The organism is Paenibacillus sp. BR1-192 (genome assembly GCF_029542445.1).
Classification (GTDB): Bacteria; Bacillota; Bacilli; order Paenibacillales; family Paenibacillaceae; genus Paenibacillus_AQ; species Paenibacillus_AQ lautus_A.
Genome location: NZ_CP120718.1, coordinates 3,953,813 through 3,968,955 on the forward strand (window position 1 = coordinate 3,953,813; position 15,143 = coordinate 3,968,955).

10 protein-coding genes and 1 pseudogene are annotated in these 15,143 nt (G+C 55.3%); all 11 read right to left on the bottom strand.

Going from position 1 to position 15,143, the window contains the following annotated elements:
* Positions 1-119: 119 nt before the first annotated feature.
* Positions 120-1,571 (bottom strand): extracellular solute-binding protein, encoded by a 1,452-nt coding sequence (locus P0X86_RS17495; RefSeq protein ID WP_277746029.1) that lies wholly within the window; start codon positions 1,569-1,571, stop codon positions 120-122.
* 92 nt (positions 1,572-1,663) lie between these two features.
* The gene (locus tag P0X86_RS17500; protein WP_277746030.1) at positions 1,664-2,596 is read right to left on the bottom strand and encodes an alpha/beta hydrolase family protein; all 933 of its coding nucleotides are present in this window, start codon (positions 2,594-2,596) and stop codon (positions 1,664-1,666) included.
* On the bottom strand, positions 2,562-2,693 hold the full coding sequence (locus tag P0X86_RS17505) for a hypothetical protein (RefSeq protein WP_277746031.1): 132 nt from the start codon (positions 2,691-2,693) through the stop codon (positions 2,562-2,564). Before P0X86_RS17505 ends, P0X86_RS17500 begins: the two co-directional genes overlap by 35 nt.
* Positions 2,680-4,587, bottom strand: coding sequence for an NHL repeat-containing protein (locus tag P0X86_RS17510; RefSeq protein WP_277746032.1), 1,908 nt, complete (start codon positions 4,585-4,587; stop codon positions 2,680-2,682). The genes P0X86_RS17505 and P0X86_RS17510 overlap by 14 nt, the downstream gene beginning before the upstream one ends.
* Positions 4,568-5,806 (bottom strand): DegT/DnrJ/EryC1/StrS family aminotransferase, encoded by a 1,239-nt coding sequence (locus P0X86_RS17515; protein ID WP_277746033.1) that lies wholly within the window; start codon positions 5,804-5,806, stop codon positions 4,568-4,570. Before P0X86_RS17515 ends, P0X86_RS17510 begins: the two co-directional genes overlap by 20 nt.
* A gap of 23 nt (positions 5,807-5,829) precedes the next feature.
* Complete coding sequence (locus P0X86_RS17520) at positions 5,830-7,533, bottom strand: polysaccharide deacetylase family protein (RefSeq protein WP_277746034.1); 1,704 nt, start codon at positions 7,531-7,533, stop codon at positions 5,830-5,832.
* A 124-nt stretch (positions 7,534-7,657) separates the two neighbouring features.
* On the bottom strand, positions 7,658-9,190 hold the full coding sequence (locus P0X86_RS17525) for an extracellular solute-binding protein (RefSeq protein WP_277746035.1): 1,533 nt from the start codon (positions 9,188-9,190) through the stop codon (positions 7,658-7,660).
* A 150-nt stretch (positions 9,191-9,340) separates the two neighbouring features.
* Positions 9,341-10,216: a carbohydrate ABC transporter permease gene (locus P0X86_RS17530; protein ID WP_015735651.1), complete on the bottom strand. Its 876-nt coding sequence runs from the start codon at positions 10,214-10,216 to the stop codon at positions 9,341-9,343.
* 32 nt (positions 10,217-10,248) lie between these two features.
* The gene (locus tag P0X86_RS17535; RefSeq protein ID WP_277746036.1) at positions 10,249-11,211 is read right to left on the bottom strand and encodes an ABC transporter permease; all 963 of its coding nucleotides are present in this window, start codon (positions 11,209-11,211) and stop codon (positions 10,249-10,251) included.
* Entirely contained in the window at positions 11,199-13,706 is a 2,508-nt protein-coding gene (locus tag P0X86_RS17540) for a heparinase II/III domain-containing protein (RefSeq protein ID WP_277746037.1), read from the bottom strand. The genes P0X86_RS17535 and P0X86_RS17540 overlap by 13 nt, the downstream gene beginning before the upstream one ends.
* Positions 13,707-14,224: 518 nt before the next feature.
* Positions 14,225-15,128, bottom strand: a pseudogene (locus P0X86_RS17545) (RCC1 domain-containing protein).
* Positions 15,129-15,143: the final 15 nt, after the last annotated feature.

Genomic DNA, 15,143 nt, shown 5'->3' on the forward strand with positions numbered 1-15,143 from the left:
GTCGGCAATTTCTAACGGATAGATGCATCTTGCTGCCAACATAAAAACACCTTCAAGACCGTCTCCATCTCTTACGACATGGCTTCGTTCTCCTGAAGGTGCTCTTTTTTACCGATTCGTCACTTCTCCATCCCGGTACCGGCGCCCTTCAAGCCCAGCCGGGAGTTGAAGAGTTGCTCGATCCGGGTACAGGTATCCGCTGGGGTTTCCATGCCGGCCCACAGCAGATTCAGTTCATCCAGCAGCGTCAATATCTCAGATTGGTTCATGTTGAGGATATGCAGCGGGTAAGCATGCGGCAGCACCTCGAGATAACGGTTATAGTGCTGCGGATGAATGTCCGGATTCAGCAGGCTGTCATCCTCGGCTACAGACCGCAACACCGGGATGGTGCATCCGTACTGTTTCAGCAGTTTCTGTGCTTCCTCGCCCGTCATAAAATCCACGAGTTTTTCGGCGATGTTCCGATGACTGCTCGCAGCGTTGATTGACAGACCCCCGCCTAACAGAATAGTGGCGGGCTTGGTCCCTTTCGGCAAGGTCATCACATCCCAGTCGATGGAATGGTCGCGGAATTCATTCATGAAATAATAAGTGGACATGATCATCGCAACCCGTTCCTTCATAAACAAGCTTTCGGCTAAATGGCTGCTGCCATGGGAAAAGATCGGCGACACATGTTCCTTGTACATCAGCGATACGCAAAACTCCAGCGCTTCGATGTTCCGTTCGTCCGCCATCGTGCTCCGGCTGCGGTCTGCAGCCATGATGCTGCCGTCATTTTGAAGCAGGAAGACCGGCCAGCGGTTGGGGGACGAAGAGAAGCAGAACCCGTAATGATCGGTCATTCCGTCTTCGTTCGGGGCCGATGTGCTGGCTTTGGCCGCCTCCAGCAACTGCTGCCAGTCGCCAAGACTGACGGGGTGAGACAGGCCGTGCTGACGGAAGATCGATCGGTTATAACAGATGACTACCGGCGAGAACACAAACGGCGCCGCGAGCATGCCGCCTTCATGATTGAACAGCTCGAAGACCCGCGGATAGCTGACCCCTTCCTCCATCAGACGGGGAGGAACATACCCTGTCAGCAGATTCGTGCGCCCGCTTTCGGTCCATTCCCGGAAATGCTGATCCGACATAATAAACAGATCAGGCCCTTGACCGTCCTCAATGGACCGGATGATGGTTTCGGTGTAGAAATCCTCGGAATACACCACCATCTCCACCTGAACGAACGGATGCTTCCGCTCGAACGCCTCGATCATTTTTTCGATAATCGGAATCTCATAGGAAGAAGAGAACCAGGCGAGTCTCAGCACGACAGGCGTTCTGTCCTCATCCGGCACCTTCACCCGGTTGCCCTTGCCCGCGATTTTCTCGATCAATCCTTCGTTCACCAGCTCATCCAGCGCCTTGCGGATTGATACCCGGCTCATTTCATATTTCTGGCTAAGCGTGTTTTCCGGCAAAATAAATTCACCCGGCTGAAGAACACCGGCAACGATTTCATTCCTCAATTCCTGGACAAAGCGTTCATAACGCTCATGAAATTCATTTCTTCTACGCAACAATATATACCGCTCCTATACATGTCTATAAAAATCAGTATATCATGAGGGACATCAGGATTCCATGCACTCCGGATAAAGAACGCGTATATATTTTACTCGGCAAGCTGTTTTTCAAGAAAAGCATAGGCACGCTGCCGGATATCCGGCGGAAAATCGTGCCCTTCATGACCGGTCCAGCACTCGAAAGCAGATGAAGCGCCCAGAAAATCATACAAACCATCCAGCTCCCCCAGTCCCGTGACAATCTCTTTCCAGTTCGGAAAAATCGGGTCTCGCGTTCCGGACCACATCAACATCGGCACCGGAGCTGCAAGCGCCGCGATTTCATGCCACTCAAACGGAAGGGAGCCGCTCCTCAGGGTGTCCGTAATGGATGGGATATGGGAAAACCATTCCCGAAGGCCCCAGCGGTTCGGCTCCGGATCGCCGAGGAACATCGTAAATCCGCAGCTCGAGACGACGGCCTTGATGCGTTTATCCATTCCCGCCAAAAACCAGCCGTTATAGCCGCCCAGCGAGTGGCCGATGACGCCGACCCGGCGTGGATTTACCTGTGGCAGCGAGGACAGCACGTCGACCCCCGCCATATGATCGGAGAGCATTTTACCGACTGCGGTCCAGGCCTGGTGCCGTTGATAGAATGGAGCCGTTTGAAACGGCGCTTCCCCTTCATAGATTCGGTCACCGAACGTGATGGAATCCGGAGCCAGCACGGCAAAGCCGCGCTGTACCAGCTCTAGACCATACTGCCGGTTCGCCCGTCCGGAAGCCAGACATACATCGTCTTTTCCATTCTCGGTTGTCGGGTGAAGGGCAAGTACAGCGGGGAATCCTCCTGCAGCAGGCGTTCCTGAAGGGAGCAACAGATAAGCCGGGATCGAATCCCCGTCCGGTGATTCGTACATGATCGCCTGTCTAGTGTGATCTTCTTCCTCATGCACGGAAAGCACCCGAAAGCCCCCGCTGTCTGCGACGGCTCTCGGCTTATAATCAACCGGCTCCGGGGGCTCCCCCAGCAGCTGCAAGCCAGCGTGCTTTCAGCCTGGACTCCTTCTCCATCCAGGCCTCAAGAGTATGGATTCCCTCTAACAGCGGCACAATTTCCCCATTATAGCGAGTCATATAAGTAATCACCCTCCTCTTCCATCCGATACCGCCACAGCTCAGCACCGGAACCGAAATACACGTCTCCGTTCAGGCAGGCGATTCCGCTGGTCGCTTCGACCGGAAGCACTTCCAGCAGCTCCGGCTGCATACTCACTGTATTTACGGTGAACAAAGCCCCGCTCAGCAGACCCAGAAGGAATGGATGCCCCTTGCGCTCGATCATGAGCAGTCCCTGCCGGACAATACCGCCCCAGGAGGATAGATCGCAGCAATGAATGATCTTTTGCAGTCCTGCATCGTAAACAAAGAACACCGATTCCGAGGTCATGCCATAGAGAAGACCGTTAGCGCCGGAAATCAGCTGAGCGATTTCCCTGGCTCCCGGAACCGGTACCCAGCGCCGAATCACTTGACGGGCAGGCCAATTCAACTCATACATCACCGCTTCCTCGGCTATGCTGATCCCGCCGCCGGGCGTCTCGATGCTGGTGCCTCCGAATACCCTGCCATCCGGCAGCACGGCAAGCGAAATCGTACTCTGCCCGCTGACGATTTCCCGGTTCTCCAGCATCTCCACCTGACCAGCCAGCACATCCACGATGCCGAGCCCTCCGCCGGCCGCACCATAACCGGGAAAGCCGCCGTACAACACATGGCGGCCGTCCGGATGCGCGACTGCGCATCTCGGCCTGTGGATGGCGGCATTTTCATAGATCAGCCGGGGATTCCGATGAGGTCCTTGTTCCGTGCACCATTCTTTCGTCGTATCCAGCAAATGGACCAGGCCGCCGGCATAAGCCGCACCCACGATGATGCTGCCTTGAGCCGCATAAGCGGCAATATTGCCGCCGCCTCCCCGCTCCACGATATCGCCGCCCCAATCGGTCAGACGCCCGGCTGCGGTATCGTACGTGAACAGATGAAGCGGGTGATTGGAAGTGCCGTATAGAATGCCGTCCGGACCTCCGAACAGCGGGGAGAGTGACGTTCCGCCTCCCTTGTAGGCAAGCGGAAGCCGGCTCAGGCTTCCGTCCGCTTCCATGATTTCGATCTGCCTGTCGGACAGCTGCCATTTCAGCAGCACTTGACCGGCGTCAAGGTCCCGGTGCAGCTTGTTGTATCCTGCCCCCTTATACAGGGACGGGTTAACCTCCTCTGCCGCCACCTGCTCTGCCCCCTGCTCGCCCAGCAGGTACCATATGCCGGCTCCGTTCTCCCCGGATGGCAGCCAGCCGTAAACGGCGCCGTCCCAGCCTTGGTGAACGGCACCGCTGCCCGTCGTATCCGGCGGCCCCTCCAGTACGATCTCCAACACTCCGGTTTCCTTATGAAAGCAGGCGATGGCCGGCGACGTCGTGCCCAGTCCGGAATAGACCTTCCCCCCGCTTCCGCAGGCGAGCGTCATGGCATACTTCCTCTCGGCATCCAGCCTGCATAAGGTACGCGAGGAGTTTGACGAAGCATCGAGCTCAATCAGATAGCTTCCCGGATAAGTTGTTGCGTAGACCCGACCATTTTCATTCAAGGCAAATGCAAAACCGGCTCCCTCTTCCCCTTCAGGTACCCGGTGCTGCCCCACAAAAGCAGGGGTGAACGGATCGATAACGTAAAAATAGCGGCCTGCTCCCGTATAGAACCATCCCCGGGAATCACTGATCGACGCAAACGGATACTGGCCCTCGCCCCCTGGAAAATAAAGCTGGGTGCTGTTTCCTGTTCCCGGATCCGCGATCAGCACATATCCCCGGGCTGCGATTACGATGCGCTCGGTCCCGTCGGCTCTCCGGCACACCGCCGCGGATCTGCTCTCGTCGACATCAACGGGTACGCCGATCCGCTCAAAAGCCCCCATCGTCCCCGTTGCCTTGCTGACGTTCACTTCTTCCGTATTATTCATGGCTATTCGCATAATAGGCGCCCACCTTGGCAACCGCCTGAATGATATGCTCAATATCCTCGGGCGAGTAGAATTCGTTCATCGGAATCTGCACCGCCGTGTCTAATATCGCCTCCGCGACAGGACAACGGCCTTGCTCATAAGAGACGCTGCTGCCGTCAAACGGAAAATGGCTCCCCGGATAAGCCTGCCGGTTCTGGAACAGCGGCTGCAAATAGCATACCTGCGGGATATAGCCGGCACGGTTGGGGATCCCCTCAGCCTCCAGCGCCCTGCAAAACTCTTCGCGGCTGCACGTCAGCCTGCCCAGATCAAGGCGCAGCATGTAGAACCAGTATGTACAGTCATGCTCCGGGTCGACCTGCGGCGGAATGACGCCCTGGATTCCCTGCAATCCTTCATTGAGCCGGTCGCCGTATTGCTGACGCCGCCCGCAAATCCAGGGCAGCTTCTTGAGCTGGGCGATACCGACGGCTCCCTGCAGCTCGGTCATCCGGTAATTCGGCGCAATATAGCTGGTTCCCCGGTCAACCGTGGTGCCGAATCGGCGGTAGTTTTTGTCCGCGAAGGCGTGAGCGGTTTCGTAATCCTCGCGCACTCCCGAATTGATCAGCACCATGCCCCCGTCCCCGGTGGAGATATGCTTGAAATCGTTCGTGCTGAAACAGCCATAATCGCCAATGGTGCCGGCCAGCCTCCCCTTATACCGGGTCAGAAAAGCCTGTGCGCAATCCTCAATGACCTTGATGCCATGCTTTTCCGCGATCTCCATGATCGGGTCCATATCGCACGGATATCCCGCCAGATGGACGACAAGGATCGCTTTCGTTCTTGGCGTAATGCAGGCTTCGATCGAGGCCGGATCCAGATTGTAAGTGTAAGGCTCCAAATCGGCAAACACGGGAATCGCATTCTGGTACAGAATGCCAATCAGCGTTCCCTGGTCCGTAATCGGGCTTGTAATGACCTCGTCCCCTACGGAAACCCCAGCCGCACCCAGCGCCACATGAATCGCCGCGGTGCCGGAGGATGTCGCTACACTGTATTCCCGGCCGTACATCGCATTGAAATCGGTCAAAAACTGTTTAACCTTGGTGCCGAAATAATAAAACAACGTGTTCTGCTCCAGCGCTTCGAGCAGATGCGCGGCCTCCTCTTCCCCGAATCTTTTGCCTGTGCCAAAAGGACCGGTCTTGACCGGCGCTCCCCCATGAATCGCTAACGCTTCCACTGTCTGATTCCTCCTCATTGACGTTATTCGGCTGCTGCTTTCATCATGCTCGCAACTTCAGCACACGGCCGCCCAAAGCGAATGTCCGTCTGCGAAGCTGACGGGTCCGCCTCCGCAGCCAACGGCTGGCGCACGACCGCTCTCTGCGGAAGATTCTCGGTGATGAGGGTGCCGTCTGCGCCTACCCGGAGCACCGCAGCTCGTCTGGCCTGCTCCCAGCGGGTGATCTCCTCGCTCGTCCAGAACGCATAACCGAGCCGCTTCGCGGTTTCGACCGCTAGCGAAAACGCATGCCGAACGTTCCCTAGATGATGGATGTGCTGCTGGTGAAACAGAAAATGGGCGACGCCGCGGACTTCCGCCACCTTTTCGAGAAACGGGGCAATCACCGACGCATCCGAAAGCGTGGGATGCTCCAGGTCCTGGGTCAGAAAGCCGATCTGCAGCACCCGGTATAGCCGGTTGCGGTCATCCGAACGAGCGATCGGGTAATACGGATGGCTGGTACCGAACGGAAAGCCGACATTTCCTTTTTTGCTCGGCCCTCTAGTTTGATCCGCTTCGATGCCGTTCTGCTCGCACCATTCATAGAGCTCTCCCCAGCCCTCAAAGCGGGTATAGTGGTTCTTGTTCGAAATGATCGGCGCGCCGCTGGTGCTCCGGATTACGTTCAGTTGACGGGCAAATTCCTCGGCGCTCCATATCCCCTTCTCCTGCTCCAAAGCATTGTAGTGAAATGCCAGCTCATGCCCGGCAGCCTGAATTTCTTTGTAGAGCGACGGGGAATAACCCGGTTCGATCATGCACCAGGTCGAGCGGACGCCGTTATCCTGAAGCACGCTCAGGGTCGTTTGGGCCGCCTCCTCTATGTTGAAGTCGCTGTCGTGCGAGATCATGGCCACCTGATTGACGCCTTCCGGCCAATAGTCCAGAAACGGAAGCGTCATTCCCAGCGCATCTGCTTCCTCCATCAGCTGACGGACAATCACCTCGCGCCACCAGTCTGCATGCGGCGTATCAAAGTATGGCATCCCGGTCTCCGTCACCGAGCGGTCCTCATCCCAGTCCATCTCACACCGGTCATCGGCCTTCAAAATGCCTTCGTCCACCCCTCCCGTACCGTCCGGTGCGGGGATGCCGTCCTGGACGACAGGCCCGCCGCCCTGCTGAAGCATAACGATATTCGCGGGGATGTCCACATTCCAGCGGATCAGCCGGCCTGCACCTAGCGGAAACTCCAGAACGGCTGCGGCTGCCTCGGCACCAGCTTTACGGAGCCGGCGCAGAACGCCATCCGCTTGAACCGGGATGTCGGATTTCTCTGACACCATCCACGGATCGCTGCTTACCGCCCTTAAAACCGGTATGCCTTGCGCATAGCTTAGCCCTGACAGGTCCCCATACACCGCATCCCGGATGGCAAACCGGGTACAGCCCAGCCGGCCGGCCATGCGGTTCAATCCGCCGTAACTGATGAGCGTCGCTCCTCGGCGGGCCCACTGCTCCAGACAATTCAGGTCCTCTTCCTTCTCTCCCGGATGCAGTACGACGATGATATCGGGTTCATATGACTCAAGGGTTTCGGCGTCATCAAACCTTGCATAAGGAATGCCAGCATGACCAAGCACCTCCTCCACATATAGCTGAAACAGGTCCTGACCGTGCCCCCAGAAGTATTCCGCCGACTGCCTGTTAAACCACAGACCGATTTTTGCTGTCTTTTTCATGATACAGGTCTCCCTCCTCCACAGCTCGCATTCCCATAGGCGCTAGTTACTCCAAAGCAGAACAGGGGCAAAAGATTTGCCCCGCTGTCCTACGGATCATGTTTAAAGCGTCATTTCCAAAGTCTCACTTAAACAGTGCCTTCGGATCCTTCTCTTTGATATTCGCGTTGTATTCCTGGATGATCTGGGCACCGCCTTTGTCCAGATACTCCTGTACCAGTTTATCCCAATCCGAAACCGGACGGGTGCCCGCAATCATTTTTACCTGCTCATCCATGACATACTTTCTCAGCTCGGCGCCCTTCGAGTTGTCGGTCGGCGACTCCAGTCCATTGATCGGGTTTGCATAAAGCTTGATTTCCTTATACATGGATTCGATCTCCTCAACCAGATCGGCCAGCTGCTTGGTCTGATACGTAATGGAGTAATCATTATCGAAATCCTGCGGCGCCCACGAAGTGTTATCAACAAAATAAGTGGAAGGCGCAAGTCCGTCGGATGCGAAATTCTCCTTGTTGACCTGCACGCCGTCCTGCATGTCATAACCCACACCGACTTTGCCCGACCACCAATCAAAATCGGCGTTTGTATCATTCCGCTGATCCTGAGGATAGAACTGGCGGCCGAAATCAATCATTTCGAAAATCTTCTTCAGCTTTTCCGGCTCATCGGCAAGTTTGGCGCTCAGCACGGTAATTCCGTTGTAGCCCGCCCCGGACGTAAGCCCTTTGTTGCCGTAATTGTCCTCGAAAGGACCAAGACTGATAAACTGGGCATCCGGATGTATACTGAGCAGGCCGTTCATGTAATCCTGCGACATGCCGCGCGGCGTTCCAATAAAGATGCCTGCTTTGCCGGAATAGAACTCCTTGTTGGTGTCTCCCCAGTTCAGGATGGCGTAGTCCTTCGTCATCGCTCCCTGCTTGTAGAGCTCAGACAGCATCGTAATGAACTCCCGGCGGCCTTCACCGATAATGCCCGGGATGTAGTTGCCCTGAGCATCTTGGTGGTACCAGGCATCCGGGTCCCAATACGGTCCCTGGTTGAAGTTCGGGTTAATGTCCTGACCAATGGCGATTCCGTAGGTGTCCTTCTTGCTGTTGCCGTCCGGATCTCCGTTCGTGAATGCCAGCGCTACCTCTTTCAGCTCCTCGTAATTTGTCGGCGGTTTCAGGCCAAGCTTATCGAGCCAGTCCTTGCGGAGCACCGTGACGACCTGATATTTCGGAGAATACTGCGGGATGGCATAAATCTTGCCGTTCACCCGCATGGCATCCCAGATGAAATCAGGCACCACTTTAAGCGAGAGATACTCCTGGATATAAGGCTCGATGTCCAGGAAAGCCCCTTGCTTCGCAAATTTATTGTAACGGTTCTTGATGTCAGCCGACATAAGTCCGATCATATCGGGTATTTTACCTGAGGCGAACACGGCGTTGATCTTCTCATCAAAGGCGGTATTCGGCACAAAAACCGGCTTGTAGTCGACTTTAAATTTCTCGTTGATCATATCAAGTCCCGGACTTGAAGTCGGTGGCGGATCACCATAGCGAAAATCAATCGTAGAGATTTCATACGTCTGCTCTGTCGGTGCCGGTTTTTCCTCCCCCGAGTGGTCGTTCCAGGTTTCTCCTCCGCCTTCGGCTGGCCGCCGCATGCTGCCACGCTGATGGAGAGCAAGGCCGCCATCACTGCGGTAAGTCTGCGTTTCTTTAACATGAGCTTTCCCCCATTCTTATCAATGTTGGAGTGTGACCTCCGTTTATGATTCATTCGAACAGCTCCGTTATTCGGCCGTTCGAAGTCATCAACCTTTGACGGCGCCCAGCATGACGCCTTTCGCGAAGTGCTTTTGCAAGAACGGATACACGATCAGAATCGGCAGCGTCGCCATGAGAATCGCGGCCATCTGGATCGTTTCCGGGGGCGGCGGATTATCCATGAACATGTTATCTCCTCCGAGCGTGCCCGTCGTTTCCCCCACCACCACAATCTGTCTCAGCACGACCTGTATCGTCCATTTGGCCGGATCATTGATGTACAGAATCGGCGCAAAATAGTTGTTCCAGTGCGTGACCGCATAAAACAGGCTGAATGCCGCCAGCGCAGGCTTCGAGAGCGGCAGGATGATGCGCCCGAAAATCTGCAGGTCATTCGCGCCGTCCACGATGCCCGCCTCGATCATATCGCTTGGGATGTTCATGAAGAATTGGCGGATGACAATCAGGTTGAAAGGCGCGATGGCCACCGGCAAAATAAGCGACCAGATGGAATCAAGCAGCCCCGTTTCCTGGACGACCAGATAGGTCGGAATCATGCCGGCCGAGAACAATAGCGCAAATACGACCATAAACATGACGGTACGCTGGCCGACGATCGGTCTTGACAAGGCGTATGCCATCGTCGCCGTAAAAAACAGATTGACGATGGTACCGAGCACGGTAACCAGCGACGTGTTCAGCAGCGCCTGCCGGAACGTCCTGGAGGCCCAGATATATTCATAGGCGTCGGTCGTCCATTTGGACGGCCAGAGCAGCAGTTTGCTGCCCAGAAAATCCTCGAACGAGGAAAATGAAACCGAGAACAAATATAAAAACGGAAACAGCATGACTGCGGATATGACAAGCAGCAGACTGATATTCACGCCGCTGAACAAGCGTTCCGCGATGGATTTTTGCTTCATATGTCGTTCTCCTCCCAGAAAGAATCGAAGCCCTAATATACGCCCTGTTCGCCGAATCGCTTGGACAGCTTGTTGGCGGCCATAACCAGCACGAGACCTACCAGACCCTTGAATACGCCGACCGCGGTCGAGAAGCTGTAGTCCGACTGCTGGATCCCCTTGTAATACACGAAGGTATCGAGCGTATTGCCGATGTGCATGTTAAAGGCGTTCAGTTGAAGGAACACCTGCTCGAAGCCGACCTCCAGCACGTCGCCCAGACGTATGATCAGCATGATTATGATCGTGCTGCGGATAGCGGGCAGCGTAATATGCCAGATTTGACGGAAGCGCCCTGCGCCGTCCATGACGGCCGCCTCGTAAAGAGCCGGGTTGACGCCTGCCAGCGCCGCCAGGAAAATAATCGTTCCCCAGCCGGCTTCCTTCCAGATGACCTCCAACACCAGAAAAGCTCGGAAATAATCGGGCTCGGTGAGAAAAGGGATCGTCTGCTGCAAGCCGAACCATTCGCGCAGCACGTCGTTGATCAAGCCCTCGTTGCGGAAAAAGATCGTCACGATGCCGACCACCACGACCCAAGACAGAAAATGCGGCATGTAAACGATGGACTGCAGCCCTCTTTTCAAGAGCGGATTTGCCACCTCGTTCAGCATGATGGCCAGAATGATCGGCGCCGGAAATGCGAACGCGATCTGCAGAAATGAAATGATAAGCGTATTCCAGATAACCTGGATAACCTCCGGGCTTTCGAAAATCCGGGCAAAGTTCGCAAAACCGACCCAAGGACTCTCCGCGAACCCCCGGAACGGGCTGTATTCTTTAAAGGCTAGGGATATGCCCAGCATGGGCAGATACCGGTACACGATAAAGTAAAGCAGGCCCGGCAGCAGCAGCAGGTATAGATAACGATCCCTCCACATTCGGGTCCGGATTCGCTTCCAAGCGCTCTTCTTGACGGGAGCGGATGGATTGACCTCCGAAATCACGGTTTCCACACAGCTTCTCTCCCTTCCGCCTGACCACCTCTGCCGGTATTCATAAGATTCCATTCATAATAGCCGGGTGGTGCGGTTTGTTTGACTTCCACGCCAGAAGTTTTCTGCCTCAGCTTGAAGGAGACCTCCACAGGGTGGGGGTTATGCACAATGCAGGTTAAGCGGCGGTCATCGCTGTATAAACTCAGAGGCAGCTCCGCCTCAAAAGCGATGTCTCCGCCGGACAACCGTTCAGCCTTCCACAAATTAAGCATGCCGTTACCCGATAAACGGGCGGCTTCTCCCAGGAAAGTTATGCCCCGGTAGCGGGCTTCCACAGCGTCAGCGCAAAACAGCCAGATATCCTCCGCCCCGCCGGGCCTTTCCACCGTTAAACCGGAAGCCAGGCTTCCGGTATCCTGCTCCTCCTGATGGATGGCCAATCTCTCGCCGTAATGGACCCGCGGATTGATCAGCGTGATGAACCGCCGTCTTTTGCCTTTCGTGCCACCGACAGCTACATAAGGACCGTAGGTTTCAGCCCCGGGGTACTCGCGGAGGGTGAGCCCCTTCTCCTTGGGAAAAGGAAACATGAGCTGCAGTGCGGCGCTTTCTCCTTGGAATACAACGGATTCACTTCCCAGAATCTCGCCCGGAGCCTTGGGCTCTTCTCCATCCAGAACCGCCGAGGTCGTATGAAACAGCAGCTCGGCCTCATCCGATTCCTGATGAAGCTCCACGTCATCCACGATGAAGTAATATGCCGAATCGATATGTAGGACAGATCGCCGGTAGCGTTTCAGCAGCCCGCCATAGCTTTCGGCAGCGTCCCCGACAACCGCCTCAAATGCCGGGAGTAGCAACTCCTCCCGGAGACCCCCGCCACCCAGGCGGATCTGCCCCTGACCATTGACGAGCAGCGAATTATGGCCCACCGTGCCGGTAGTGTAATCCGCCTTCGGACCGGGTACATAATCCTGGTAGCCGGGATTGGTCAACAGCCACTCTCCGCCGACATTGATCACCAAATTGTTCTGGTCCTTGTGATTATGGTCCTTCGCCGAGCTGCTTGAGGTGAAGCACAGCAGATGATCCTCATCGCCCCATCCCGACCGCAGGGCGGCCCAGCCTACGCTCCGGAATACTGCGGAAGCACGCTTCCCGTACAGCTCCGTTGGACTTGCAGGTGAGGTCTCTTTCCGTAAATAAAGAAGCGATGCGTGATGCGTTGCAGAATGCTTGTGCAGGTACCAAACCGCTGCCGGATGGTCGTAATGGGTAGCTGTCATGGCCATGAGGTAAGCGATATCGAGCTTGTAAAACGAATCCGACAGATTCGGAAACGAGCTTTCCTTTCCCGGTGCCAGGAGCCGAAAAAAACGTTCAGGAAGCTCTTCCCGCAAATACGGATGCTGAACCAGGCCGTCATCGCCGCTGATTCTCCGATAAAGATCCGCAGCCATCCAGGCATGGCGCGCAGCCACATTGTCGTACAGCAGCCCCTCTGTTTCTCCAGACACCCCTTTTCGGTCCAGATAGCTTTGAAGATAAGTAAGTCCGGCTTGCAAATATTTGGCGGCAAACGGGATCTCATCCATAATGGCCGACGCGCCGTACACCATCGCCACCTGCTTGGCTGCCACGATGTTGTGCATATCACGGCTTCCGATATCGATGGCCAGCGGATGCAGCCCTTTTTCCAGAATGGCTTGGCGAATGGATCGCCGCTCTTCTTCCGTCAGCAAGCTGTGAATGGCGTCATAGGCGCAGGAAGCGCCTAGCAGCAGATGGGCGTTGCTCAGATTTCCTTCCGCGCCCCGCTCGTCGAACTCATACCATTTCCCGAAGGCGGCCAGGGACAACAGATGCTGCTTCACTCGGACCGCATACTTTCTCTCATCCGTCACCAGGAAAGCCGTGGACATGACGACCAGCCGATCCTCTATCGCTCTGGCGTACATCGTCCAGAACGGGAAGAAGGTATGGCCTTGCGGTTCTGGTACCCGCTTCGGCTCCGTTAGGGGCAGCGCAACCTTCCACTGATCCGATATGGACGGATACAGCACTTCGAAGCTATCTTCTTCCACATAGGCGTCCGCTTTCGCCAAGTATCCGGCCCATAGCACGGATGCATCGATTGCCCTCGCAGAACTGCCGTCATCCCGCTTAATCCGACCCCGAAAATCCGCGAGCTCATCGATCGAAAACAAAATCCTCGGGCGGTCCTTCAGCTTCAATTTCGCGGGTTGACCAGCCGGCCTTACAAGAACCTTCCATTTAAACACTGAAAATCTATCGTCCAGAAAGTCTACGGCAATTTCGGTCTCGCCCGGCTTCAGCCCGGTGATCACGCTGCCGTTCACCTCAACGATCTCCGGGTCGCTGCAAGTCATGCTGAAGGTCGTATCCGATTGCGGCTCCATTCTTCCGCAGGGGTGCACAAGCATGAAGTTAAGCCGATGTTCCTCCCCGGTCTCCAGGAGCGAGGGCTTAATAAATTCCATCCGCAGCAACAATCGCAAGCTCCTCCTTTAATAAGTGAGTTTCTTTCTTTTCAACCGGTCAAGAAAACGCTGTCATAAGTTTCTGCAACAAAGCGCCAATCGAAGCCATCCGCGGTTACGTGACTTCTGGTCGCCATGCTTAAATTGAATCATCTTTTTAATATACATGTATATTACTTGTATTTTTAATGATCTGTCAATTCAAATTTTTGTTGCATTCGTCCAACTGCAACATGATCAATCGGGAGGAAATCCCCCGTATACGGCCTGCTATAAGGAAACTTGCCCGTTCCAAAGCGTTTGGCTGCAACCATATTTATTTCCGATTTTTAATCCTTGTTGTTAATCTCAATCCTTCACTTGCGGCGTCCGTTCAGGAGAAATCCAAATGTAAAGCGGCACCAAACATTCCATTTGGTGCCGCCTGTTTTTGCCTTGCTATTTAACCGTGACTACACATTCCGACTTCTTGCTGCATCGAATTTTTGCCAAAAGTCTATGATCCATTCCTAAAAGTTAAGCAATTAACATTAAAACTGCCTGCCGGGAAGCTTGATGCCGCGCCATTCGCTTACGTCGCATTGGCCATATTCATTATCACCCACGGCTACGACCGTGCCGTCCGATTGAAGGCCGAGCGTATGAGCGCATCCCGCCGCTACCGCTACAATATCACGCCAGCCGCTTACATTGCATTGGCCATGCTGATTCCAGCCCGCGGCAATGACCGTACCGTCGGATTTAAGACCGATGGTATGATAACTCCCCGCCGCTACCGCCACTATGCCGCTCTCAACCGATTACATCGCACTGGCCGTGCTTATTTAAACCCACGGCGGCCACCGTGCCGTCCGATTGAAGCCCGACGGTATGAAGGTAGCCCGCCGATGCTTCCACGATGTTGCGCCAGCTGCTTACATTGCATTGGCCGTACCGATTATTCCCCACGATCGTTACCGTCCCGTCCGCTTTTAGACCGACCGTATGCCAGTCACCTGCGGCGACCGCCACGATGTCGAGCCAGCCGCCTACACTGCATTGACCTTCATTATTTCGTCCCGCAGCCACCACTGCGCCGTCGGATTGAAGACCGACGGTGCGACGCCAGCCTGCCGCTACCGCAACCATATCGCGCCACCCGCTGACATCGCATTGATTATGCTTATTCCAACCCACGGCCGCCACCGTACCGTCCGATCTAAGACCGATGGTATGAGCATTCCCCGTATTCGTTGCCATATGGACATTCCCGGCCGCGACCGCTACGATATCGCGCCAGCCGCTGACATCGCATTGGCCATAATGATTATCTCCTGCGGCCGTGACCGTGCCGTCCGATGTAAGAGCCACGGAATGACGTCGACCCGCCGCTATAGTATGTTTGGGCCACCGTTTTACTTTGAACGCCGCTTCTAGCTGGGAAGTGCAATCCATGTCTTACCTCCTCGA